We start from the raw sequence: 24,662 nt of genomic DNA on the forward strand, positions 1-24,662 counted from the left end.
ATGATGAAATTGTTGATGACAATGCCGGCCATACCTTACCCGATTAATTCAGGAGGGAATAATGTTTTTTTTCAAATGATTGACAGGATAAGGAGTTATGCGGAAATTTCCCTGATAGTTCCTGTTACAGAGAAAGATGCCGAGTCGATGGCGGTTTTGATGTCGAGATGGAATAATGTACGGTTTTATTTTTACCATTCGGATAAAGAATATGATAATGAAAATGGGGGGGCTTTTTCTGTAAGGCTTTTGTCAAAGCTGAAAGCATCTGTGACCCGAAAACTTGATCGCAGGCTTAATAAGTATAAGTCTTCGGAATTGCTTCGTAGATACACTATATTGAATAATAAATCGAAACTAAATGAGGGTTTTATAAATTTTGTGTACAATGTTGTCCATTCCGATAAATTTGATTTGATTCAGATTGATTTCTTTGAATTGATAGATCTGGTGAATATCTTACCGGAGAATTTGAAGAAAGTCTTCATCCATCACGAACTTCGTTTTGTAAGGGCCTTACAGGAACTGAACCTGATGGAAACCCGTATTCCCAAGGATTATTTTTTATATAACACAATAAAGAAATTTGAAATTGCAAACCTGAATGCTTATGATGCAGTAGTGACCTTAACTAATGAGGATAAAGAAAAGCTGAAAACGGAATTGAGGAAAGATATCTTAATTGAATCTTCTCCCGTTATTGTCGATATAGAAAAAACAGAGATGCCGGAATCATATTGTTTTAAGAACAAACTGGTGTTTCTTGGAGGCAGCGACCATTATCCTAATTTTGATGCGGTTTACTGGTTTTTAAATAACTGTTGGGAAAATATAAGAAAAGCCCGGCCGGATATGGAATTTCATATAATTGGTAAATGGAATTCAAAATTGAAAAAAGAATATTCTGCCAAATATGAAAATCTGATGTTTGATGGATTTGTCGAAAATTTATCTTTAGCCTTCGAGGGAGCGGTTATGGTCGTCCCATTACGTATAGGAAGCGGCATTCGTATAAAAATAATGGATGCTGTAAATAAAGGGACGCCATTTATCAGCACTGCTATAGGTGTAGAAGGTATCGGGTTGGAAGATGGTAAAGACTGCCTTATTGCTGATGAAAGTGAGTCTTTTGTTGATGCTGTTCTGAGGTTATCAGGGAGCAATACTCTTTGTAATGAACTTCGCCGGAATGCAAAACGGAAATTAGATGTGCGCCCCGATGCTGCGCAACTGGCTAGAGTGCGATTGGATATTTATAAGAAAATACTTTCTCTCCCGTCTGAATAATCCGGTTGTAATATGGAACATAAAATTCCGAAAGTAAGCGTAATCCTTCCAAACTATAATCATGAATCTTATCTTAAGGTACGCATAGATAGTATAGTTAATCAGACATTTCAGGATTTTGAATTAATTATTCTTGACGATTGTTCGACAGATAATAGTTTAGAGATAATCAGGGCTTACGAAACATTGCCCCAAGTAAGCCATGTTGTAATAAATGAAAAAAATTCAGGTTCAACTTTTAAACAATGGAAAAAAGGCTTTGAATTGGCTCGAGGAAAATATATATGGATTGCAGAGAGTGACGACTATGCCGATTTGACTTTCTTGGAGAAGATGACGCTGTTTTTAGATAAAGATGAACGTTGCACAATTGCTTTTTGTTTGTCACGGCTGGTTGATGAAAAAGGTGTTGTTTTGCCGATACAATGGTCGCGGAAGATGAATGGCAATATTGTCCATAAGTTTGAAGGACAATTTTTTATACAAAATTATATGTCTGTGAAAAACAGTATATATAATGCAAGTATGGCTTTGTTCAGAAAGTCTGCTTTATGCTGTGTGGATAAGCATTTCATGGATTTTAGATATTGTGGTGACTGGTTTTTTTGGAACAAGATTTGTATACAAGGGAATGTTGTGCGATATGAAGAATTTCTTAATAATTTCAGGCAGCATCTTAACAAAGTTACGCCTAAGGCCGATTCTATGGGTTTAAAGTATACAGAGGGGAAATATGTTGTTGCAGATGTTATTGAAATGCTAGATCTGAATTGGGTTCAGCAAATTATAGTTAAAGGCTGTTTCTTAAAAGAGATGTATCGTTTCCCTAATTTTAAAAATAAAGGAGTAAAGAGGGTTACAATAAAAGATGTGAATAAATTCCTTAAATCCAGGAGATTTTATATCTATATATTTAGATTGGACCGGATATTTAATTTCTCGGGATTAGATATCGCAAAAAATAAGAAACTATGAAAAATTATCCAACTTCAACGATAATAGTCTCTACTTATAATTGGCCGGAGGCTTTGGCTATCTGTTTAAAGAGCATAGCCAATCAGGTAGTGTTGCCCAACGAAGTTATTGTCGCGGATGATGGGTCGAAGCAGGATACCACTGATTTAATAAACCGCGTACGCAGAACATTTCCATGCCCGCTTATACATGTTTGGCACGAGGACACCGGTTTCCGGCTTGCTGCAATAAGGAATAAAGCGATAGCGAAGGCTTCGGGAGATTATATTATTCAGATTGACGGGGATATAGTATTGGAAAGACATTTTGTAAAAGATCACCTTAGCTTTTGCCGTAAAGATTGTTTTGTGTCGGGGAGCCGGGTGAGAGTGGAAAAAGAGTTGGGCGCCAAGATGCTGACAGAAAAGAAAATAGATGTTTCACTCTTTTCCGGTGGTATAAGTAATCATTTCAATGGGTTGAGAATAAAATTTTTAAGAAATCATTACCGGTTTCGTTACAGGATGGATGATCCTTATTATGTAAAAGGTTGTAACATGGCCTTTTGGCGTGAGGATCTCTATGCTGTTAACGGTTATAACGAAGATATGACAGGGTGGGGACGCGAAGATAGCGAAGTGGCTGTCCGGTTAATAAATCTGGGAAAAAAACGCCAGTTTATTAAATTCGGAGGTGTTGAATACCATATTGAGCATTCGTTCAGCAGCAGGGACAAAGAACCTGTAAATATTGCAATTTTGGAGGAGGCGATAGCCCAAAAAATCATCTATTGTAAAAACGGACTGAGCAAATATTTATAGGACTAGTGCTTAAGGCTTGGTGATATTTTCAATTACATACTTATATTTGTCTATTATCACTTTCCAGTTATAATTAGCTTCGATATAGGCAATACCATTTTTAGACATTATTGCCTTTTCTTTTTCGGTCATGGTAAATAGCTTGTTCAAAGAATCACAGAATTCTTCTTTATTGAAATAGGCATAGCCGGCATGGCTGAGTTCAATGTGTTTTTTCAGCATATCACAATAGCCATTAACTAATACGGGTTTACCTTCAATCATCGCTTCCAAAGTGACCATCGAAAGGCTCTCGTAAGGAGATGGGATAATGAGTCCTATGCTGTTTTGAAGATAGAATGATTTTTTCTGATCGCTGATGAAGCCTGTATATATAATATCATCTGATGTGTCGACTTCATTCATGAAATTCTTTCCGATAAGAACAAGCTTGACTTTATTGCTTGACTTCTGCTTGAAATGCTTGAAATATTCGATCAATGTCTTACATCCCTTATCTTCATGTATCCGTCCGAAGTAAACAAAATAAGGAGAATCGATATCAGGACGTTCTTCGGGAATTAAAGGCTCGAAATAAGGCTTGTCACACCCGGCACCGGCAATGTCTGATCTTACATTTTGGGAAACAGGGTGCGCCGCTTCCACCCAGTCTTTTTCTGATACTGAGTTGTACATAATGAACGCCGGGGACGAGAATGTCTTGCTGAAACTGTTCAGGTGAAGAGCTGCATCATCATGAGCAATCGGAATAAGAATACTTTTTTCAGCGACGCTTCCGATGCCGGAATAGGTAGTATACTGGTAATACAGAAAAAAGATGAAGGCGTCGTATCGATCTTTATTCTCCTCTATATACTTTACTAAGGCAGGGCTGTAAGTGCCTTGTAATTCAATCCAATTATTGAACGTCTGCTTAATATTCTTATTGTACTACAGTAAGTGTGAGGAAATTGGATAATGTAAGTCCGGCCTTTTTATAATAACTATTCCTATTCAGATAATAAAACCATTTATTCTCGTTTGTCCTGTCTTTTGGTTCAGATTCAAATCTGAAGATATTTACATCGTTAATTAAATCCTCTCCTTTAGGTAATAGGAGCTATTTATGTGGTTGTCATCGTTCTCGCAGGGAGTGAGTACAGTTATATCAAATATTTCATTCAGGTGTTCAGCCAGATAACGGGCATGTAATTCCGCACCGCTATTTATTTCTTTACCATCTCGGGAAATTACAACGGCGACTTTTGATTTTCGTGTTTTCATTCCGGTTATCAGCTCTATTGTGGTTGGGTATATAGCTTTTTGTAAACTTCCATCAATGAGGCTGTACAATTCTTATCCGAGAATCTTTTTACATATTCCAGACCGTCCGCTATCATTTTTTTACAAGCCGGCTCATCATTCAGTAACCTGTTGATTTGATATGCCAACTCGTCTTTATTACAGGGATCTATATATACCGAATGTGGTCCGCCCGCCTCTTCCAGACACGATCCTATGGCACCGATTACAGGTACCCCCGAACTTTGAGCTTCTATTATTGGTATTCCAAAGCCTTCGTATAGAGATGGATATATGAATATCCGGGCCGATTGCAATATCGCCGGAAGGTCTGTTAAAGGCACGTTGCTTATAAGATGCACACGGTCTGATAGTCCATGCTCCGCCGCATAATTCAGAACCGTTTGAGCGTACTCTTTCTGTTTGCCTATAGCAACAAAATGAATATCAGGCACATCTTCTAGCGCTTTTACAATCAATAAAATATTTTTACGTTCCTCTATGCTGCCAATAGAAAGTATGAAGTTGGAAGGAAGATTGTATCTGACTTTCACTTCTTCCTTTTTCATATCGTCGGCATGCTCTTTAAAGACAGGAAAGCAGCCTTGATATACAACTTCTATTTTGGAAGGGTCTATATCATAGAATTTAATAATATCTCTTTTCGTGCATTCGCTGACAGCGACAACCTTTTCAGCCACTTTACATGCGTATTTGGCCTTTACGTTGTAAATTGTTCTGTCGACTAGCGAATAGAACTCTGGGTATCTCAGAAATATGAGATCGTGTATGGTGACAATACTTTTAACTCCGGTTCTGTTTATCCGGAATGGCAGTTCATTGCTTAGCCCGTGATATATATCTATATGTTCTCTCTCAATATCTTTGACAATGCCCATCGTACGCCAGAATGGTTTATGAGTATGCTTTAATGAATAAACAGTTTCATCTTGGTGCGTATCGTTAATTTTACTCTCATCATGTAGTTTAGGTATGAACAGCTTGTAAATATTGTCAGGGTAATATTCCATCAGATTAGAAATTACGAATCTACTGTAATTTCCTAATCCGGTAAAGTTAGAAACCGCTCGCTTGGCGTCGAATCCAATTCTCATAATATCAGGCATTTTTTTTAACCAAGGTATGGTATTGTTCCGGGGTGTTGCCTAGTATAGGTATCCCAAAATTTTTTACGATATTCAAATGTTTTCCTTAAGCAGGTTGCTTCATTAAAGTTTCGGGCTTTGGCGTATTCTTTTACAATGAAGCTTATCATTTCATCACTTCCCCATAGGCGTCTGAAATTGAAGCATGCGGCATCAAGATTTATTGGTTTATCAAATTTCATCCTGTTCAGGTCCACCAAATAGAATGTATAAGTATTTCCATTCTTCTTATAGAGGATATTTCCGGAAGAATAGTCTAAATGTAATACCTGCTTTTCGTGTAATTGGGCTGTATATAAAGCAAATTGTCTTAATAACTCTTCCCGTCCTTTTATATCTCCGTGTTGCAATTCACGCATCATACCATCGAACTCTTCATGTACTGATATATATAAACTGTATTTTAGCAAATTATATTGTTTAAGTTCCATATAAGATACCGGGTCTGGTGTGTGGAATCCTCGCTTTTTTAACATGAATGCATACAAATAGGAGCGCTTTGCCTTTGATTGCCTGATAGTCGAATATGCTATCTGATTTATAAAAAGTGGCTTCTTGAAAGACTTTACGTTCAGTTTCACCCCTTCTACATCAAAAGTCTTGATTATATTACGACCCGAATAAATAACTTCCCCGGATTGCAGGAACGCAAGAGGAAGACCTTCTATAAAATCTTCTAATTGTCTGTACTCTGCATTTATAACCATTTTTATTTTTGTCATATCTTTTAAATAAAAGAAAGTGAGGTTGCAGACCTGTTTATTCTTAAAATTCCGACGTGAAATGGAACTTTATGTCTTTAAAATCCTGCTGGGCCATCATCAGCACATAGTTAGAGTCGGCCAGGAATACATCCCGTCCTTCTTTGTCTACAGCCATGAATTGCGCTTTGCGTTTTTTAAAGTCATCTAATTGCGGTTTGTTTTCACTTTCTATCCAACATGCTTTATATAAGTTGATCGAATCCCAACGACATTGAGCTCCATATTCGTGCAACAGGCGGTATTGAATTACTTCGAATTGAAGTTGTCCGACCGTACCTATGATCTTTCTTCCGTTAAATTGATTGGTAAATAGTTGTGCAACCCCTTCGTCCATCAGCTGATCGATGCCTTTCTGCAATTGTTTTGCTTTCATCGGGTCGGCATTCTCAATGTATTTGAACATTTCAGGAGAGAAACTTGGCAAGCCTTTGAAATGAAGGTCTTCACCCGAAGTGAGTGTGTCGCCGATTTTGAAGTTACCTGTATCGGGGAGCCCTATTATATCTCCTGCATATGCCTCATCCACGGTTTCTTTTTTCTGAGCCATAAAAGCCGTGGGAGAGGAGAATTTCAGCTGCCTGTTCAGCCGGACATGCTTATAGTTTACATTTCTTTCAAACTTACCTGAGCAGATTTTGACGAATGCAATACACGATCGGTGATTTGGGTCCATGTTTGCATGTATCTTGAATATGAATCCGGTGAAAGTATTTTCTTCCGGATTTACCTCGCGCTCAATAGCTTCTACAGGACGGGGAGACGGTGCTATTTTTACAAAGCAATCCAGTAATTCTTTTACCCCGAAATTATTTAAAGCCGAACCGAAAAACACAGGGGCTATCTGACCTTTCAGATATGTATTTATATCCAGTTCGGGATATACACCGTCTATTAATTCTATGTCTTCCCTTAGTTTGGCAGCTAAGGGGTCTCCGATATGCTTTTCCAGGTCTGGACTGTTTATATCTTTGAATCCGATCGATTCGGTTACAGTCTGCTTGCTGGGAGTATACAGGTCTAATTTTTCCTGATAGATATTATAAACACCTTTGAATCGTTGTCCGCTATCTATTGGCCAGCTTAGGGGGCGTACGCCAATTTTCAGTTCTTCCTCCAGTTCATCTAGCAGTTCGAAAGGGTCTCGTCCCTCCCTGTCCATCTTGTTGACAAATATCATTACGGGAGTATGGCGCATACGGCAGACCTCCATAAGTTTACGGGTCTGCGCTTCCACTCCTTTAGCCGAGTCTACCACAATAATAACACTGTCAACCGCAGTAAGGGTGCGATAAGTGTCTTCTGCAAAATCCTGGTGGCCAGGGGTATCCAGGATATTTATTTTATAACCGTCGTATTCAAATCCCATAACTGAGGTAGCAACGGAGATACCACGTTGTTTCTCTATCTCCATCCAGTCCGAAGTGGCGGTTTTCTTTATTTTGTTTGATTTTACGGCACCCGCTACATGGATAGCACCCCCGAATAATAATAATTTTTCGGTAAGGGTTGTCTTTCCTGCATCAGGGTGACTGATAATGGCAAATGTACGTCTTTTATGAATTTCTTTTTCCAGTTCGCTCATCGATTACTTTACTTAATAATATCAAGGTCTCGGACCTGTTTGTTGCCAGTCAAAGCATAATCACGAATGTTGGTTATCATTTTAAATGCAACATTAAATATTTTCTTTTGACTTGTACGGTGCAAAAGTAATAAAAAAAGCGAAGACAATAATCTATTCCCTTTGCATTGGAGTTATTTATTTAGTAATGCGAATCAGTCGTTGGGTTTTAACGTTCAATTTTTTATTGACTACACTTCGTTCCGTCTGAATGTTCATTTTGGCATTGCCCAAAACGAACCAAAAAGCTAGCGCTCCATTCGACCTCACCCCCCGCCCTCTCCAAAGGGAGAGGGAGCCAAAACCTGTTTGCCGGCTGAATCGAACAAACGGGCTACCGCCCCGTTTGATTCTACGCCGTCTGCAACGGATTGGGTACCCCGCCTGCGGAACTAATGCGCAAGGGCTGACGCGATAGTAGGGCAAAGCCCTTAATTCAAATATGCGCCAGCCTTTAAAACGGGCGTCAAAGCATTTTTGGTTCCTTTTTTTGCTTAGGAAAAAAGGAACACAAGCAATCTCTGATTACGCGTAGTAGATAAGAATCGAACTAATTGATTCAACTATTAATTCACATTTAATCCTATCCGGCGACTCAAGGACAAAAGAAAAATATAAATCACTACCGCTAAGATACTAAGCGCAAAGGATAACTTTGTGTTCTCGCACCTTTGGGGGAGATTTGTTTTTTAGCTACTTTTGTTGTGAAGAAATCAAAATCACAGATGAATAAGAAAGACTTACGAATCGTTTTCATGGGTACTCCCGATTTTGCAGTGGAGAGCCTGCGGGCGCTTGTGGAAAACGGATATAATGTAGTGGGTGTAATCACTATGCCCGATAAGCCGGGAGGAAGGGGACACAAGATACAATATTCGGCGGTAAAGAAATATGCCCTTGAGCATAATTTACCTTTGCTTCAGCCTGAAAAACTGAAAGATGAAGTTTTTCTGAACGATCTGAAAGCATGGAACGCCGATCTGCAAATTGTGGTTGCTTTCCGCATGCTACCCGAAGTAGTCTGGGATATGCCGCGTCTGGGCACTTTCAACCTGCATGGCTCGCTACTTCCGCAATACCGGGGTGCCGCGCCTATCAACTGGGCGATTATCAACGGGGAAGAGGAAACCGGTGTTACTACCTTCTTCCTCACCCATGAAATAGATACAGGTAAAATAATCCTTAGCGAAAAACTGGAAATAGGCGAAAAAGACAATGTCGGAAAGATTCATGACGAATTGATGCATATTGGCGCGGAACTTGTTCGCCGTACCGTAGACCTGATACTCGAAGATAAAGCGGATGCAGTGGCACAGGAGCAGTTATTTGTAGACGGAAAGGAACTGAAAGCAGCCCCGAAGATATTCAAAGAGACTTGCCGGATAGATTGGAATAAGCCTGTGGATGAAATATATAACCTTATACGGGGATTATCACCTTATCCTGCCGCATGGACGGAGCTGCACGAGGAAGGAAAAGAAGTGCAGACGGTAAAAATATTTGTATCTGAAAAGGTAAAAAGCGAGGGGCAATCTCCGGCAGGCAATGTTCGGACCGATAATAAGTCATATCTTCATGTTGCTTGTCCCGACGGATACATCAGTATTACAGAAATACAATTCCCAGGTAAGAGGGCTATGAAAACAGATGAATTACTTAGGGGATATAAGTTTGGTGAGAATGCATATTTTATATGATATTTTATCTATATATCAGGATGGAAGAATACTTCCGGATAAGAAAGGTAACAGGATGATAAAGTATCGAAAATGTGTTACATCTGTTACTTTTTAACAGTATATCGTGAATGAAGATTAATTTAATACGGGATTTAGAGAGTCTACTGTTAAATACATAGGGAGAAAGAATATAAATGTGTAACATTTGTTACCTTTTTCAGAAAAATATAAAAGACACAAAATAAGGTCAGATTATGAATAACCAGTTAGAGAGACTTATTTCGGAATACAGGAGTTTACAACCTTTCAATGAAGATTGTAAGAAAAAACTTGAAAAAAAGTTTCGATTGGAGTTTAATTACAATTCCAACCACCTTGAAGGCAATACTCTTACCTATGGGGAAACTGAGTTGTTGTTACTATTCGACCAGACCAAAGGCAATCATGAATTACGTGAGTTGGAAGAAATGAAAGCGCATGATGTTGCCCTGATGATGATAAAATCGGAAGCTGCGGAGAAAGATAAGCCGCTAACAGAGAAGTTTATAAAAGATCTGAACCAAACCATCCTCGTGCGCGACTTCTGGAAAGATGCCGTAACACAGGACGGACAGTCTACACGGAGGGAAATACAGGTAGGCGAATATAAAAAATATCCGAATAGCGTTATTCAGTCGAACGGCGAAATATTTGAATATGCTTCACCACAGGAAACACCAATGCTGATTGGCGATTTGGTAAAATGGTATAATGAAGAAGCGGATAAAAAAGAGTTCAGCACCGTGGAGTTGGCTGCTATACTACATTACCGTTATATCCGTATTCATCCTTTCGATGATGGTAATGGCCGTGTTGCCCGCCTACTGGTTAATTATGTATTGTACAAGAATGATTTACCTCCTATAATTATAAAAACGGCTGAGAAAAAGGAATATTTGCGTGCGTTGCAACAGGCGGATGCAGGTGATTTGCGGGCTTTTGTCAATTATATCATGCAGCAGTCGGCCTGGAGTTTGGACTTATCAGTAAAGGCTGCAAAGGGAGAAGAGATAGAGGATCAAGATGATTGGGAAAAGCAATTGAGTCTGTTGAAGAAGGGATTGGGTAAAAAAGATGATAAGGTTTTAAATAAGTCAGAAGAATCTTTAGAATATATTTATAAAAATGTCATCGAAATATTTTGTAATAATTACGATAAGAAAATATCGAAATATAATAATCTATTTATGTCCTTTTCGTATACAATATCTATAAGCAATGGGACATACAGTGGTAATAATATTTTGAAATGTTTAGATAATATTTATAAGAAAAAAGGAGAGGGTAAATATATAGCGATTGGTGATGTTATTATTATTGAATCAGCCTTTAGAGATTTAATAAAACCATATATGACTACATCATTTAAGTCAGGACAAGTGATTTTTTCTTTTTTAGAGAATACATATATGGTTGATTATATGAAATATAGACGAGTGTATTCTTATGATGAATTACTCACAGAAGAGGAAATGAATTTCATTATTTCAAATATAGGTAAAGAGTTGCTTCAAAAAATAGAAAATATAGTCAATTCCTAAAATTGAAATATTAGAATAAAGCAGAAAAATGTGTAACCTTTGTTACCTTTTAACAATATAAAAACAATGCAGAAAGTTATAAAATCAAACAACCTCAATAAAGATTTATCACATATCCTTAGCCAGCTGGCTTTTGATAAGCTGTTTATCCTGACAGACGAAAACACGGAAAAATTATGCTATCCGCTGGTGAAGGATAATGAGCAGGTAACGCGGGCAGGCAAGATAATAATAAAGGCAGGAGACAATAATAAGAATATCGAGTCCTTGTCGTCGATATGGAAGTATCTTTCGGAGAACGGAGCAACACGCCACTCCCTGCTTATCAATCTGGGAGGAGGTATGCTCACCGATATAGGCGGATTCGCAGCGGCAAGTTTCAAACGCGGGATAAAGTGCATTAATATACCTACCACCCTGCTGGGAGCTGTGGATGCGGCAGTAGGAGGAAAGACCGGAATCAACTTCAACGGATTGAAAAATGAAATAGGAGCTTTTGCCCCGGCCGAGACGGTTTTAATCGACTCCGTGTTTTTCCGTAGCCTCGACCATCAGAATTTCCTGTCTGGTTACGCCGAAATGGTTAAGCACGGGCTTATAGACAGTGATAAAGAGTGGAAGGCAACTTTGTCTTTCGATACCGAAGAAATAGATTATGATAAACTGAAACAATTAGTTGTCGATTCGGTTGCCGTAAAGGAGCGTATTGTTGAAGCAGATCCTTTCGAAAAAGGCATCCGTAAGGCGCTGAATCTGGGACATACCATCGGCCATGCATTCGAAAGCCTTTCATATGAAGTTGGCAGGCCTGCGCAGCACGGTTATGCCGTAGCGTGGGGGGTTGTTTGCGAACTATACTTATCGCAGAAATATTGCGGTTTTCCTAAGGATAAGCTATACAAGACCGTTTACTTTATAAAGGATAACTATGAGGGATTCTTTTTCGACTGCGATCATTATGAGCAGCTATACGAATATATGAAGCACGACAAGAAGAACGAGTCGGACACGGTGAATTTCACTTTCCTGTCGGATGTGGGTAAAATAGAAATCAACCGAACCGCAACTAAAGAGGATATATTCGATTCGATCGATTTCTTAAGGGAAAGCGTGGGACTCTGATCATCAGATGATAACAGGCAATATTTCGATCCAGTAATCATCAGGGTCATTGATGAAGTACAGCCCCATATTATGATTTTCGTAGCAGACGCATCCCATTTCGCGGTGGAATTCCCGCACCTGGTCGTAATCCCCTTCTACGCGGATGCACAGGTGGCTTTCGTTGTCTCCCAGTTCGTATGGTTGAGGATGGTCTCTAAGCCATGTCAGTTCGAGCGAGAACGGGCTGAAGCCGTCTCCCAGATATACAAGTATGAATGAACCGTCTCCGGCTTCCTTGCGCTTTATTTCTTTTAGCCCGAGCGCTTTATGGTAGAAAGCTATGCTCTTGTCGAGGTCGGTCACATTGATGTTGAAATGGTCGAATCTTCCTTTCATTTCCATAATGGTCTTGTTTTGATGGTGAGCTACAAAAATAAGCAATAGATGGAATTTAATGACATATTATCGGATTATAAACAGGACAAACCCGAAATTAAATCTTTATGAAAAAGTTTATCTATATATTAAGCCGATAGCCTTTAGCTGTTAGCTGATAGTTCTTTGAAGTATTGAAGAAGCCCCCTAAATTGGCTCCGCCGAACGTTGTTTCCCCTCGGGGAACTTACAGAGAGGGAAAAAAGGAACAGATAAAAAATAGTGGGAAAAGTGTAACTTTTGTAACTTTTTTGATATAGTTACGAGTAGACAAGATACGAGATACGAGTTGTTAACTGCTGACTGTTTACTGTTTACTGCTAACTGAATACTTAGCTTTATTCGTTCAGAATTCGATATTCTCGCCCCGTTGTTGCCACCGGATGGCCTTACTTCCCTTTGCTGCCGCATAAGGGGCAAAAGCTGAGGCCTTATCGTACGCTTCGCCAAAATGCATGGGGGCGATACTGGTTGTTTGTATTGCATCTATAAATTGTTCCGCCCCTTTCATATAGTCTTTACCCAGGCGTGGGTCGACAGGGAACATCGCCATATCGATATGCTTTACATTGGCGGCAAGCAGGTCCAGTTCATTCCGATAGAAGGTTTCGGCTTCCCGTATCTCTTCTTCGGTAGACTCTTCATTCCAGTGCCAGTTGTTAAGGTCTCCGGCATGGAATATGGTCTTATCTTTAATATGAATGAGATACGACACTCCTAAGTCGGTGGAGCCGAATGCGCGGATAATGATGTTATGGTCTTTATATACGTCCAATTTGTCGAGGTATATGGCGTCTTCTTCGCCAGCCATCCGGCTGTCCAGGATGTCTTTCGAGAAGATGTACGTGATGTCTTTCTTCAGGGCTTTCCATTTCAGTATATCGGAATTGAAATGGTCGGCATGTGAATGGGTGGATAGTACATAAAGCCTGCCTTTATTTTTAAGGAGCTTCTTATGTACGATGCCTTCGCGGAGATTGTCATCAGAGTCTTTATAATAGTCTATAATAACTGTAAAGTCTTTTGCTTCAATAGCATATCCGCTATGGTAGATGTATGTAAGCTTCATTTTCTTTCTGGTAAATAATTGGTGCCTCCTTTTTTAACAATATACTCGTCATTTAGTTCTGGCAGCCAATTTGAAGTTTTGATTAAGTTTTGGGTTTATTCAGCTTACTGTGCTTTATTCCATAAGCAAAGTAGATAACAAAGCCTAGAAGCATCCATACGATTAGCCTCAGCCATGTATCCAAAGGCAATGCTACCATTTGAGACAGGCAGATCAAGGCTCCCAGTACCGGAACTAAGGGTACCCACGGCGTTTTAAAAGGCCGGTTAACATCCGGACGGGTTTTGCGCAGTATCACAATGGAAATACATACAAGCGTAAACGCCATCAATGTTCCGATAGAGACTAATTCTCCCAGTATATTGATTGGCAGTAAACCTGCAATAAGGCCTACAGCTACACTTGTTACAATGGTGGAATTATGAGGTGTATTGAATCTTGTGTGTACTTTAGAGAAGAATTTCGGCAACAGCCCGTCTCTGGATATTGTATAGAAGATGCGTGACTGGGCAAGCATCATTACCAGGATTACGGAACTTAAGCCGGCTATTGCGCCTATCTTTACAGGTAACCGCAACCAATGCAGGTCATTGCCTGCCTTATCTATTGCCAATGCAATAGGAGCAGGGACACTTAGTTCGGAGTAATGTGCTATTCCTGTTAAAACGGCAGTTACAGTGATATACAGGATTGTACAGACGAGCAGGGAAATCAATATACCCTTCGGCATATCCTTCTGTGGATTCTTTGCTTCCTGTGCAGTCGTAGATACGGCATCGAATCCGATATATGCGAAAAATATGACGGCCGCCCCGCGGAAAATACCACTCCAGCCGAAATGTCCGAATTCGCCTGTGTTTTGAGGAATGTACGGTGACCAGTTGCCGGTATCTATATATGATAATCCGAAACCAATGAAAAGCAGGATCACTACTACCTTTACCACAACTATGATATTGTTTAATGTAGCGGACTGACTTATGCCTCTTATGAGCAATACCGACATGACGGCAACAATGAACATCGCAGGGAAGTTAATTATGCTACCCGTCGCAAACCATCCATCGGTACTCGTGTGATCGAAGGGTGCCATTCGCAGATTCCGGGGTATGTGTACCCCGAAATCATCGAGGAAGCTGACGAAATATCCTGACCAGCCCACAGCTACAGTTCCTGCTGTGAACAGATATTCCAAAATCAGATCCCAGCCTATAAACCACGCGAAGAATTCGCCCAATGTAGAATAACTGTACGAATATGCGCTGCCGGCAACAGGAATCATTGAGGCAAATTCAGCGTAGCACAGTCCGGCCATAGCGCAACCCAAAGCAGAAATAATAAAAGATATGGTAAGGGCTGGCCCTGCATAATTAGCGGCAGCTGTTCCCGTGAGGACAAAAATACCTGTCCCGATAATTGCTCCTATGCCCAGAGCTACAAGGTGTCCGGTAGTCAGGGTTCTTTTCAATCCGCCTTTCTCCTGAAGAGAATCCTGTAATAAGGACGTTATATCTTTTTTTCGGAATAACTGATGTTTCATATTTTATTGTATATATTGTTTCCAAAAATAATACTTTTTGAAATATAAATTATCTATATCGTATCAAAATGATTATATTTATTTCATGTTATCAATAAAACCATTTTTTTATTTTATAAAGATGCATTGTTTTTGTAAAACAATCGTTTTGAATAATATAAAACATGTTTTAAAACATGTTTTGATTCAGGGATATTAACTTTTATATTTAATGCGCTTTTATTCAGTTTTTTATATGTTATTTACGACGGTGTGTGTTCGCACACATATTTTGAAATTAAGTTATATATTAGTTATTTTGTTGAAGTTTTTTCAACAGAACCTATTAATTTAAGTAATTCGTATATACCATTCATCCGGATGACGCTTATTCTGTGCAAGCTGAAATAAACATAAGGGATATGGTGCTTTTTGCTATATCTCAGGATAACAGGTGTATATACTCAGATTATAATGCGATTTTAACTCTAATTTAAACTCAAAATACTAAATCATGGTAACACGCAGAAATTTTTTGAAAAGAGCCGCAGTAGCCTCAGCCGGGCTGGCTGTTGGTGGCATTGGTACAATGAATGCCGAGAGCTACAACCGGGTTGTAGGGGCGAACAGAAAGGTTAATATTGCCTATATAGGTATTGGTAACAGGGGCGAACAGATTATTGGGGATTTCGAAAAAACGGGACTTGTCAATGTCGTAGCTCTCTGTGATGTGGATATGGGAGCAAAACAGACCCAGAAAGTAATAGCTAAATATCCGAAGGCCAAACAGTTTAAGGATTTCAGGGTAATGTTTGATAAAATAGGCAATGAGTTTGAAGCTGTTGCTATAGCTATACCTGATTTCGCGCATTTTCCGGTTACGATGATGGCTATGGCGCATGGAAAGCACGTATATGTCGAAAAACCTATGGCACGCACATTCCTTGAGGCCGAATTAATGATGCAGGCAGCCCGTAAATACCCGAATGTCGTAACACAAGTAGGTAATCAGGGGCACTCCGAGGCTAATTATTTCCAATTCAAAGCCTGGCAGGATGCAGGGATTATCAAAGATGTAACCTCCGTAGTTGCCCATATGAATAATCCGCGCAGATGGCATGGGTGGGACGTGAATATATATAAATATCCCGAAGCGCAACCTATTCCAAGTACATTGGACTGGATGACATGGCACTGTGCTGTACCATATCATGAATACAGTGATAAATATCATAACGGAGAGTGGCGTTCCTGGTACGATTTCGGTATGGGAGCACTGGGAGACTGGGGCGCACATATTCTTGATACGGTACATGAGTTCCTCGATTTAGGATTACCTTACGAGATCAATCCTATAAAACTGACCGGACATAACGATTATTTCTTCCCTACGGACTCTACGATTCAGTTTAAATTTGGTCCGAGAGGAGAAATGCCGCCTTGCGACATTATGTGGTATGATGGGGTGAATAACCTTCCTCCAATACCGGAGGGATACGGGGAATCGGCTTTGGACCCTAATATTCCGGCTTCCGGAGCGGGCGAAATAAAGAAAACGACGATTAATCCCGGTAAGATTATTTACAGTAAAGAATTGACCTTTAAAGGCGCATCTCACGGTAGTACGCTTTCTATTATCCCTGAATCGAAAGCTAAAGATATGGCGTCGAAACTTCCGGAAGTTCCAAAAAGCCCTTCAAACCATTTTGCTAACTTCTTGCTGGCTTGTACTGGAGTTGAGAAGACCCGTTCTCCTTTCGAAATACATGGTCCGCTGAGTCAGGTATTCTCTCTCGGGGTGATGGCACAGCGTTTGAATACGAAGTTCCATTTCGACAGCCGTACCAAGCAGATAACAAACAATGCCTTTGCCAACGCGATGCTTACCGGCATCCCTCCACGTAAAGGCTGGGAAGATTTTTATAAATTGTAAATTATGAATTATAAGTTATGGGTTATGAGTCGCTTCACACCGTTTGTACGTCAGCAACTTGTAACTCGTAACTTGTCAACTATATTAAATCAAGATGAATAAGAATATATTATTAGCCATCCTTCTTTTGTTTACAGCAGCAATATCCGCACAGGAAAAATGGGAACCGTTATTTAACGGCAAAAATCTGAAAGGTTGGAAAAAGCTCAACGGGAAAGCCGAATATAAAGTTGTGGATGGTACTATTGTCGGTATCTCGAAGATGAATACTCCCAATACTTTTTTAGCTACAGAAAAGAATTATGGTGATTTTATCCTCGAATTCGATTTTAAAGTGGATGACGGGTTGAATTCCGGTGTGCAATTTCGTAGTTTGAGCCTTAAAGATTATCAGAATGGACGGGTACACGGCTACCAGTTCGAAATAGATCCTGCCGCGCGTGCGTGGACAGGAGGTATTTATGATGAAGCGCGCCGCAACTGGCTATACCCGATGACTGTAAATCCGTCGGCACGTACAGCGTTTAAGAACGGTCAATGGAATAAAGCGAGAATAGAGGCCATCGGTAGTTCTATCCGTACATGGGTAAACGGTATAGCTTGCGCTAATATCTGGGATGATATGACGCTCGAGGGATTCATTGCATTGCAGGTTCATGCCATAGGAGATAAAGCTCAGGAAGGAAAAACCGTGAGTTGGAAAGACATCCGCATTTGTACTACGGATGTAGAAAAATACAAGACTTCGGATGCTAATGACGCACCTCAGGTCAATTGTATCGTAAATACAATTTCGCCTAAAGAAGCGAAAGAAGGCTGGGCACTTTTGTGGGACGGAAAAACCACAAACGGCTGGCGAGGAGCTAAGATCAGTAACTTCCCGCAAAAAGGTTGGGTAATAGACAATGGTATATTGAAAGTATTGAAAAGTGGAGGTGGAGAATCCACTAACGGTGGAGATATCGTTACTACACGTAAATATAAAAACTTCATACTAAGCGTTGATTTTAAAATTACCGAAGGTGCCAATAGCGGGGTCAAATATTTTGTGAATCCGGATCTGAACAAAGGAGAAGGATCTGCCATCGGCTGCGAATTCCAGATTCTTGATGATGATAAGCATCCTGATGCTAAACTGGGTGTAAGAGGAAACCGCAAACTGGGCTCTCTTTACGACCTAATTCCGGCTCCGGAGAATAAGCCTTTCAATAAGAAGGACTTTAATACAGCCGTGGTTGTGGTAAAGGATAATAAGGTGGAGCACTGGCTGAATGGTGTGAAAATTCTGGAGTATGAACGTAATAATGACATGTGGAAGGCTTTGGTTAATTACAGTAAATACCGTGATTGGCCTAACTTTGGAAATGCTGCCGAAGGTAATATCCTCTTGCAGGATCATGGTGATGAAGTATGGTTTAAGAATGTAAAGATCAAAGAATTAAAGTGATTTCATTTTGAATAATAGAAAAGCCCGGACAGATTACATGTCCGGGCTTTCTCATTTATATGTAATTGGGCTTTTTACTTATTTTTATGTAAATCAGTAATTTAATTTCTTATTGTTGTATAAGAATGAAAGAATAAATCTACTACTTCTTATTAATACTATTCAGTTTACTATGTTTTATCCCATATGTAAAATAGATAAGGAAGCCTATCAAGGTCCAGCCGATAAGCCGTTCCCATGTGCTCCATGGCAGAGATAGCATTTGTACGATACAGATCGCAGCTCCGGTCAAGGGAATAAATGGTACAAGAGGTGTTTTGAACGGACGCTTGAGGTCGGGCTGTGTTTTGCGCAGTATGACAATGGAAATACAGACAATGGTAAAGGCCATCAGGGTACCTATCGATACAAGTTCACTGAGAACATGGAGAGGAAAGAGTCCGGCTATCAACGCTGTAACAATGCTGGCAAAAATAGTCGCGTTGTGGGGAACTCCATGTTTATCGTTTACTTTCGAAAACACCTTCGGCAATAACCCGTCTTTAGAAATAGAATAGTATATACGTGATTGTCCTAACATCATTACCAAAATTACCGAACTAAGCCCTGCAATCGCTCCCAGTTTAATGAGGGGGCTTAACCATGCTAAACTTTCGCCGGTACGGTCTATAGCAAGCGCTATCGGTGCGTCTACATTCAAGTCTTTATAATTGACTATTCCTGTCAATACTGTGGTTACAGCTATATACAGCAGCGCGCATATAAGCAGTGAGAACAAAATACCCTTTGGCATATCCTTCTGTGGATTTTTAGCCTCTCCTGCTGCGGTAGAGAGCGCGTCGAATCCCAGATAAGCATAGAATACCACTGCTGCACCTCTGAGAATACCCGTCCATCCGAAATTTCCATAACCTCCGGTATTTTCGGGTATATATGGAGTCCAGTTGCCAGTGTCTATATATGAGAGGCCGAATCCGATGAATAAGAGGATTACGCTAACTTTGATGACAACGATGATATTGTTAACGAATGCCGACTGTTTGATGCCTCCGATCAGAAACGCAGATACTATGGATACGATAAAGACGGCGGGAAAATTGATGATGCGCCCAGTCCATACCCAGCTTCCGTCTTTCAGATGGTCGAATGTGGCACCGGCTATCCGATCAGGGAAATTTATACCCCATCCGTCGAGTAAACTCAGCATGTAGCCCGACCATCCGACTGCGACACTCGAGCAGGCGAAAAGATATTCAAGAATCAATATCCAGCCTACACCAGGCCAGAATCTCACCCATTGTGGTATAGCTGTATGAATATACACCGCCCGATACCGGTATCATAGCAGCAAATTCGGCATAACACAGTCCTGCCATAATGCAGCCGAGAGCCGAAATGACGAAAGAGATCGTCAGTGCAGGTCCGGCATACATGGCGGCAGCTTGTCCGGTGATAACGAAAATTCCGGTTCCCACGATTGCTCCAATCCCCAGAGTAACGAGGTTTGTTGCCGAAAGGCTTCTTTTAAGCCCACCTTTTGTTTCTGTGGGCTCATTGAGTATTGCCGATATATCTTTTTTCTTCAAAAGTCTTTCTATCATAAACTAAAGTTTGCACAAAAATAAGGAAAATGTAATAATTATCTGCTATTCGTTTATTTATTAGAAAAAAAAGAAACATTATAAGATGAATTGAGCGCGGGAATTACATCTGGATAGCCATGACCAAACAAAAAAGATATTCTGTTGTTCTAAAATTAATGAATTATAATATTAGAACTTCACAGCATATGACAGAGATAAAATTGAAAAGGGTTTATGAAGATCCTGAAGGTGATGATGGTTTTCGTGTATTGGTTGATCGCCTGTGGCCCAGAGGGATGAGGAAAGACCATCTGAAATATGACTTATGGGCAAAAGAAGTCACTCCGTCTCCTAATTTACGCAAATGGTTTCATGAGGACATAAAAAACCGGTGGAATGATTTTGTGACTATGTATCAAAAAGAATTGGATGGGTCGGATGAAGTAAAGGATTTTATAAAAATAATAGAATCGCATAATATTGTTACGCTGTTATATGCTTCCCGGGAACCGCTATATAATCATGCAAGTATATTGAAAGCGTATTTGGAGAAAGTACTCGGAAAAATGTAAAAATTGCTACCTTTGTTTTTATCAAAACAGTAATTAATATGAAAACGAGCATGAATTGTAATTCACCAAAATACAGGATAGTTTTGCCATGCGGGTTTCCATACATCTTTTAAAAACAGAATCATCATATGAAAATAACTATTCTAGGAGCAGGAAATATGGGTGGGGCCATCGCTTGCGGTTTGGCTGTAAACGGAAGTGCACAACCTCAGGATATAACTGTTATCGACCACAAAGGAAAGAATGTTCCCCGGTTGAGGGAAGTAAGTGAAGACATTAATGTAGTAGTGGCCGATTATTCCTCGCTGTCTACCGCAGATATTCTTATTATTGCTGTTAAGCCGTGGATGGTAGAAGAAGTGCTGAAGACGCATAAGGCCTTATTGGAGAATCCTAAGCAGTTGATTGTATCTGTTGCGGCCGTTGTTACATTGGCCCAGCTACAGGAATGGACTAGTCCGCATCAACCTGTATTCCGTGTTGTGCCTAATACCGCTATAGCCGTGCGCCAGAGCATGACATACATTGCTTCACAGAATGCGGATAAGGAACAACGCGAGCAAGTATTCCGCATCTTTTCCCAACTTGGTAAGGTTGAATTTGTGGAAGAGAAACTTATTCCGGCAATTACCTCGCTTACCTCGTGCGGTATAGCCTTTGCATTCAGGTATATCAGGGCAGCTATGGAAGGAGGTATTGAAATGGGAGTATATCCGGATCAGGCTAAAGATGCCGTTCTGCAAACACTCCGGGGTGCAATCGATCTGCTCGAGGCAAATGGCAATCATCCCGAAGCGGAAATAGATAAAGTGACTACTGCCGGAGGAATCACTATAAAAGGATTGAATGAGATGGAGCATGCAGGCTTTACTTCGGCTGTCATTAAAGGTTTGAAGGCGAGTAATATAAAGTAGTTGTATTTTAGTGTTATTAAATATAAGGTCCTGGAAACGGGACTTTTTTATTTATCAGAAATCTATTATAAAAGTAATAGAACCGGACTATAAGCCCATCTTCTTTATAGATTATTATAATAAAATAAAAAATAAAAATAAGAATCACTAACAGCGTTTTCACATATATATATTATCTTTACAAATTGATAGCAAACTACCCTTACTGCTTGTGGTGATGCTATACGTGGCTGATATTCAGTGCATATTAACATTTGTGTATGTTTGAAATATGTTAATTGGCCTCGTTGAGACAGAAGAAAGAAAAAACGATATAAAATGATTTACAAATGGAATTACGAAGCCCTAACAACCCAGCAAAAAGAGCAGAGAGATGATCTTGCTAAGAAATTAGGCATTAGCCCTGTTCTTTGTCAGCTCTTGATCCAGAGAGGAATATCATCTTCCGAAGATGCATATAAATTCTTTCATCCAAACCTGAAAGATTTACACGATCCTTTCCTTTTGCCCGATATGGACAAAGCTATCAAGAGAATTGAAAAAGCGTTGGGACAAAAGCAGCGTATATTGATATACGGTGACTATGATGTGGACGGAACGACTGCCGTCGCGCTTGTGTATAAATTTCTGCGGAAATTCACAACTAATCTCGATTATTATATCCCCGACCGTTACGATGAAGGGTACGGGATATCGGAACAAGGGATAGACTACGCCGAAGAGACGGGCGTAAAACTCATTATCGCTCTCGATTGTGGCATTAAAGCCATTGAAAAAGTGGCCTATGCCAAAAGCAAAGGGATTGACTTCATAATCGGTGACCACCATATGCCGGATGAGATACTTCCCGATGCGGTTGCTGTTATCGATGCCAAACGTACGGATTCCACTTACCCGTATGAGCATCTTTCAGGATGCGGGGTAGGTTTTAAGTTGGTGCAGGCATTGGCTCAGAATAATAAGATAGATTTTTCGGAACTGACAGATTTGCTCGATCTGGTGGCTGTCAGTGTAGCTTCGGATATTGTTCCCATCACAGGTGAAAACCGGGTATTGACATATTTCGGTTTAAAGCAGATTAATTCCAATCCCAGTCTGGGTCTGAAAGGGATAATTGAGATTTGCGGGCTTACCTACAAGGGTATTACCGTGAATGATATTATTTTCAAGATAGGTCCCCGTATCAATGCTTCGGGGCGGATGATGAAAGGTAAAGAGGCCGTGGACCTGCTGCTGGCCAATACGATAGAAGATGCACGGGAGAAGAGCGCCAATATAGACCATTATAACGACGACCGTCGCGAGCTGGATAAGCGGATAACAGACGAAGCGATACAGTTTATCGACGGAACGGTAGATATGTCGAAAAAGAAAAGTCTGGTGATCTATGATGAAACCTGGCATAAAGGCGTTATCGGTATTGTAGCGTCGCGCCTTACCGAGAAGTATTTGCGCCCTGCGGTGGTGCTGACCAAATCCCAGGGACTGATCACCGGGTCTGCCCGTTCGGTAATGGGCTTTGATGTTTACAAGGCCATAGAAGCCTGTAAAGATATTCTGGAAAATTTCGGAGGACATACTTATGCCGCGGGTTTATCATTGAAAGAAGAGAATCTGGCTGAATTCCAGCGCCGTTTCGAGGCTTTATCGCTTGAAATGATAGCGCCTGAAATGATGCGTCCCCAGATTTGTATAGATGCGGAACTTTCATTCAAAGAGATTACGCCGAAATTTATAAGTGATTTGGCCGGTTTCGCGCCTTTTGGGCCGGAGAACCTGAATCCTATATTTGTCACATGGGATGTACAGGATTATGGTACGAGTAAACCCGTGGGAAAAGATAATGTACACCTGAAACTGGAAATGACAGATAAAACGACTACAATTCCGGTGAATGGTATCGCTTTCCGGCAAAGTTCCAATAGTGAGATAGTAAAAAGCGGCAGGCCGTTTGATATCTGCTATACACTCGAGGAAAATACGCACAACGGAAAGACGAATATTCAGCTCTATGTCAAGGATATAGATACAGGGCAGCTTTCAGATTCACACTAAATGACAAGAATATGAAGAGATCTTTAGTATTATCATTAACAATCGCTTTATTTTCCTTCGTTGCCTGCGGTAACAAGGCCGGTACGGCAAATGCCGGAGATAAAGCTACGGATACGTTGAGTATGGAACAGGCGGAGTATATAAAAGCTGACAGCTACGAAACGAGCAAAGGCCCGCTGAAAGTAACACTGGTAGGTCATGGTTCGGTTATGTTTGAATTTGCAGGAAAGGTTATTCAGGTAGACCCTTATTCTCAAGTCGCGGATTATTCGAGATTGCCTAAGGCCGATCTGATTATCCTGACGCACGAGCATGGCGATCACCTCGATACAGCAGCTATCAACGCAGTTAAAAAGGTAGATACGCACTATATAGTATCGAAGGTATGCAACGAAATACTTGGATATGGTAATGTGGTAAATAATGGAGATAAGACCGAATGGAACGGAATAGCTATCGATGTCGTTCCGGCTTATAATGCTGTAAATAAGAAGCCTGACGGAGAAGCATACCATCCTAAAGGACGGGGCAATGGTTATATCTTTACATTTGGCGATAAAAAAGTATATGTCGCCGGGGATACCGAAAATATTCCGGAGATGGATAAACTGAAAGGTACCATCGATATTGCTTTCATGCCTAAGAACCTGCCATATACAATGACGGATGACATGTTTGTGGATGCGGCTAAAAAGGTGATGCCGAAAGTGCTTTATCCGTATCATATGTCGGAATTCGATCAGGAGAAAATAGGTAAAGCCTTGGATGGTACCGATATTAAGATAGAAGTACGTCCGATGAAAAATTAATATACTGATTGACCAATGTGCCAATATGCCAATTGAAAACAATCCGATATTGGCACATTGGCATATTAG

The 24,662-nt window shown here is 40.3% G+C and carries 21 protein-coding genes and 1 pseudogene; 13 read left to right on the forward strand and 9 right to left on the reverse strand.

What is annotated here, in order from left to right; all coding sequences use genetic code 11:
* From ACFO6W_RS20280 to ACFO6W_RS20290, 3 genes are read left to right on the forward strand one after another with little or no spacing between them, the layout of a single operon-like run.
* On the forward strand, positions 1–1,287 hold the full coding sequence (locus ACFO6W_RS20280; RefSeq protein ID WP_379999832.1) for a glycosyltransferase: 1,287 nt from the start codon (positions 1–3) through the stop codon (positions 1,285–1,287).
* 12 nt (positions 1,288–1,299) lie between these two features.
* Complete coding sequence (locus ACFO6W_RS20285) at positions 1,300–2,262, forward strand: glycosyltransferase family 2 protein (RefSeq protein ID WP_379999835.1); 963 nt, start codon at positions 1,300–1,302, stop codon at positions 2,260–2,262.
* Entirely contained in the window at positions 2,259–3,062 is an 804-nt protein-coding gene (locus ACFO6W_RS20290) for a glycosyltransferase family 2 protein (protein WP_379999837.1), read from the forward strand. The genes ACFO6W_RS20285 and ACFO6W_RS20290 overlap by 4 nt, the downstream gene beginning before the upstream one ends.
* Positions 3,063–3,071: 9 nt before the next feature.
* Here ACFO6W_RS20290 and ACFO6W_RS20295 read toward each other — a convergent pair whose 3' ends face one another.
* Positions 3,072–3,737 (reverse strand): glycosyltransferase family 4 protein, encoded by a 666-nt coding sequence (locus tag ACFO6W_RS20295; RefSeq protein WP_379999839.1) that lies wholly within the window; start codon positions 3,735–3,737, stop codon positions 3,072–3,074.
* Between the two features lie 60 nt (positions 3,738–3,797).
* On the opposite strand from ACFO6W_RS20295, the gene ACFO6W_RS20300 reads away from it, so the two are divergent.
* Positions 3,798–3,926: a hypothetical protein gene (locus ACFO6W_RS20300; RefSeq protein ID WP_379999841.1), complete on the forward strand. Its 129-nt coding sequence runs from the start codon at positions 3,798–3,800 to the stop codon at positions 3,924–3,926.
* Between the two features lie 207 nt (positions 3,927–4,133).
* Here the strand turns inward: ACFO6W_RS20300 and ACFO6W_RS20305 are convergent, their stop codons facing one another.
* From ACFO6W_RS20305 to ACFO6W_RS20320, 4 genes are read right to left on the reverse strand one after another with little or no spacing between them, the layout of a single operon-like run.
* Complete coding sequence (locus ACFO6W_RS20305) at positions 4,134–4,325, reverse strand: hypothetical protein (protein ID WP_379999844.1); 192 nt, start codon at positions 4,323–4,325, stop codon at positions 4,134–4,136.
* A 14-nt stretch (positions 4,326–4,339) separates the two neighbouring features.
* Positions 4,340–5,458, reverse strand: coding sequence for a glycosyltransferase family 4 protein (locus tag ACFO6W_RS20310; protein WP_379999846.1), 1,119 nt, complete (start codon positions 5,456–5,458; stop codon positions 4,340–4,342).
* Positions 5,459–5,475: 17 nt separating this feature from the next.
* Positions 5,476–6,231: a lipopolysaccharide kinase InaA family protein gene (locus tag ACFO6W_RS20315; RefSeq protein WP_379999848.1), complete on the reverse strand. Its 756-nt coding sequence runs from the start codon at positions 6,229–6,231 to the stop codon at positions 5,476–5,478.
* Positions 6,232–6,274: 43 nt separating this feature from the next.
* The gene (locus ACFO6W_RS20320) at positions 6,275–7,855 is read right to left on the reverse strand and encodes a peptide chain release factor 3 (RefSeq protein WP_379999851.1); all 1,581 of its coding nucleotides are present in this window, start codon (positions 7,853–7,855) and stop codon (positions 6,275–6,277) included.
* 764 nt (positions 7,856–8,619) lie between these two features.
* On the opposite strand from ACFO6W_RS20320, the gene fmt reads away from it, so the two are divergent.
* The 3 genes from fmt (at position 8,620) to aroB (ending at position 12,275) form a co-directional block, all read left to right on the forward strand.
* A complete protein-coding gene (gene fmt, locus ACFO6W_RS20325; RefSeq protein WP_379999854.1) occupies positions 8,620–9,591 on the forward strand; it encodes a methionyl-tRNA formyltransferase in 972 nt (323 codons plus the stop codon).
* Between the two features lie 236 nt (positions 9,592–9,827).
* On the forward strand, positions 9,828–11,153 hold the full coding sequence (locus tag ACFO6W_RS20330) for a Fic family protein (RefSeq protein ID WP_379999856.1): 1,326 nt from the start codon (positions 9,828–9,830) through the stop codon (positions 11,151–11,153).
* A gap of 66 nt (positions 11,154–11,219) precedes the next feature.
* Entirely contained in the window at positions 11,220–12,275 is a 1,056-nt protein-coding gene (aroB, locus tag ACFO6W_RS20335) for a 3-dehydroquinate synthase (protein WP_379999858.1), read from the forward strand.
* A 3-nt stretch (positions 12,276–12,278) separates the two neighbouring features.
* Here the strand turns inward: aroB and ACFO6W_RS20340 are convergent, their stop codons facing one another.
* The 3 genes from ACFO6W_RS20340 to ACFO6W_RS20350 all read right to left on the reverse strand — a co-directional run bounded on the left by ACFO6W_RS20340 (position 12,279) and on the right by ACFO6W_RS20350 (position 15,301).
* Positions 12,279–12,659 (reverse strand): VOC family protein, encoded by a 381-nt coding sequence (locus ACFO6W_RS20340; protein ID WP_379999860.1) that lies wholly within the window; start codon positions 12,657–12,659, stop codon positions 12,279–12,281.
* A gap of 379 nt (positions 12,660–13,038) precedes the next feature.
* Complete coding sequence (locus ACFO6W_RS20345) at positions 13,039–13,761, reverse strand: MBL fold metallo-hydrolase (RefSeq protein WP_379999862.1); 723 nt, start codon at positions 13,759–13,761, stop codon at positions 13,039–13,041.
* 82 nt (positions 13,762–13,843) lie between these two features.
* Entirely contained in the window at positions 13,844–15,301 is a 1,458-nt protein-coding gene (locus tag ACFO6W_RS20350) for an amino acid permease (protein WP_379999864.1), read from the reverse strand.
* A gap of 493 nt (positions 15,302–15,794) precedes the next feature.
* Here ACFO6W_RS20350 and ACFO6W_RS20355 point away from each other — a divergent pair, with 493 nt between their 5' ends.
* On the forward strand, positions 15,795–17,213 hold the full coding sequence (locus ACFO6W_RS20355) for a Gfo/Idh/MocA family oxidoreductase (protein ID WP_379999866.1): 1,419 nt from the start codon (positions 15,795–15,797) through the stop codon (positions 17,211–17,213).
* Positions 17,214–17,307: 94 nt separating this feature from the next.
* On the forward strand, positions 17,308–18,660 hold the full coding sequence (locus ACFO6W_RS20360; RefSeq protein WP_379999868.1) for a 3-keto-disaccharide hydrolase: 1,353 nt from the start codon (positions 17,308–17,310) through the stop codon (positions 18,658–18,660).
* Between the two features lie 142 nt (positions 18,661–18,802).
* Here ACFO6W_RS20360 and ACFO6W_RS20365 read toward each other — a convergent pair.
* A pseudogene (locus ACFO6W_RS20365) lies at positions 18,803–20,261 on the reverse strand (amino acid permease).
* Between the two features lie 188 nt (positions 20,262–20,449).
* Here ACFO6W_RS20365 and ACFO6W_RS20370 point away from each other — a divergent pair.
* From ACFO6W_RS20370 to ACFO6W_RS20385, 4 genes are all read left to right on the forward strand, one after another.
* Entirely contained in the window at positions 20,450–20,815 is a 366-nt protein-coding gene (locus ACFO6W_RS20370; protein ID WP_379999870.1) for a DUF488 domain-containing protein, read from the forward strand.
* Between the two features lie 128 nt (positions 20,816–20,943).
* Positions 20,944–21,729, forward strand: coding sequence for a pyrroline-5-carboxylate reductase (gene proC / locus ACFO6W_RS20375; RefSeq protein WP_379999872.1), 786 nt, complete (start codon positions 20,944–20,946; stop codon positions 21,727–21,729).
* A 318-nt stretch (positions 21,730–22,047) separates the two neighbouring features.
* Positions 22,048–23,784, forward strand: a complete 1,737-nt coding sequence (gene recJ, locus ACFO6W_RS20380) for a single-stranded-DNA-specific exonuclease RecJ (protein WP_379999874.1) — start codon at positions 22,048–22,050, stop codon at positions 23,782–23,784.
* Between the two features lie 11 nt (positions 23,785–23,795).
* Positions 23,796–24,593 (forward strand): MBL fold metallo-hydrolase, encoded by a 798-nt coding sequence (locus tag ACFO6W_RS20385; RefSeq protein WP_379999877.1) that lies wholly within the window; start codon positions 23,796–23,798, stop codon positions 24,591–24,593.
* The last annotated feature ends 69 nt before the right edge of the window (positions 24,594–24,662 follow it).

Origin of the sequence: Dysgonomonas termitidis, from assembly GCF_042654545.1 — a bacterium.
Classification (GTDB): domain Bacteria; phylum Bacteroidota; class Bacteroidia; order Bacteroidales; family Dysgonomonadaceae; genus Dysgonomonas; species Dysgonomonas termitidis.

Bases quoted from the DNA above. Each gene is read 5' to 3' on its own strand.
- fmt (WP_379999854.1), top strand. From the start codon at position 8,620: ATGAATAAGAAAGACTTACGAATCGTTTTCATGGGTACTCCCGATTTT.
- ACFO6W_RS20350 (WP_379999864.1), bottom strand. From the start codon at position 15,301: ATGAAACATCAGTTATTCCGAAAAAAAGATATAACGTCCTTATTACAG.
- ACFO6W_RS20280 (WP_379999832.1), top strand. From the start codon at position 1: ATGATGAAATTGTTGATGACAATGCCGGCCATACCTTACCCGATTAAT.
- aroB (WP_379999858.1), top strand. From the start codon at position 11,220: ATGCAGAAAGTTATAAAATCAAACAACCTCAATAAAGATTTATCACAT.
- ACFO6W_RS20310 (WP_379999846.1), bottom strand. From the start codon at position 5,458: ATGAGAATTGGATTCGACGCCAAGCGAGCGGTTTCTAACTTTACCGGA.
- ACFO6W_RS20300 (WP_379999841.1), top strand. From the start codon at position 3,798: ATGAGCAATCGGAATAAGAATACTTTTTTCAGCGACGCTTCCGATGCC.
- proC (WP_379999872.1), top strand. From the start codon at position 20,944: ATGAAAATAACTATTCTAGGAGCAGGAAATATGGGTGGGGCCATCGCT.
- ACFO6W_RS20370 (WP_379999870.1), top strand. From the start codon at position 20,450: ATGACAGAGATAAAATTGAAAAGGGTTTATGAAGATCCTGAAGGTGAT.
- ACFO6W_RS20305 (WP_379999844.1), bottom strand. From the start codon at position 4,325: ATGAAAACACGAAAATCAAAAGTCGCCGTTGTAATTTCCCGAGATGGT.
- ACFO6W_RS20355 (WP_379999866.1), top strand. From the start codon at position 15,795: ATGGTAACACGCAGAAATTTTTTGAAAAGAGCCGCAGTAGCCTCAGCC.
- ACFO6W_RS20345 (WP_379999862.1), bottom strand. From the start codon at position 13,761: ATGAAGCTTACATACATCTACCATAGCGGATATGCTATTGAAGCAAAA.
- ACFO6W_RS20285 (WP_379999835.1), top strand. From the start codon at position 1,300: ATGGAACATAAAATTCCGAAAGTAAGCGTAATCCTTCCAAACTATAAT.
- ACFO6W_RS20320 (WP_379999851.1), bottom strand. From the start codon at position 7,855: ATGAGCGAACTGGAAAAAGAAATTCATAAAAGACGTACATTTGCCATT.
- ACFO6W_RS20315 (WP_379999848.1), bottom strand. From the start codon at position 6,231: ATGACAAAAATAAAAATGGTTATAAATGCAGAGTACAGACAATTAGAA.
- ACFO6W_RS20340 (WP_379999860.1), bottom strand. From the start codon at position 12,659: ATGGAAATGAAAGGAAGATTCGACCATTTCAACATCAATGTGACCGAC.
- ACFO6W_RS20295 (WP_379999839.1), bottom strand. From the start codon at position 3,737: ATGTACAACTCAGTATCAGAAAAAGACTGGGTGGAAGCGGCGCACCCT.
- ACFO6W_RS20330 (WP_379999856.1), top strand. From the start codon at position 9,828: ATGAATAACCAGTTAGAGAGACTTATTTCGGAATACAGGAGTTTACAA.
- ACFO6W_RS20360 (WP_379999868.1), top strand. From the start codon at position 17,308: ATGAATAAGAATATATTATTAGCCATCCTTCTTTTGTTTACAGCAGCA.
- recJ (WP_379999874.1), top strand. From the start codon at position 22,048: ATGATTTACAAATGGAATTACGAAGCCCTAACAACCCAGCAAAAAGAG.
- ACFO6W_RS20385 (WP_379999877.1), top strand. From the start codon at position 23,796: ATGAAGAGATCTTTAGTATTATCATTAACAATCGCTTTATTTTCCTTC.
- ACFO6W_RS20290 (WP_379999837.1), top strand. From the start codon at position 2,259: ATGAAAAATTATCCAACTTCAACGATAATAGTCTCTACTTATAATTGG.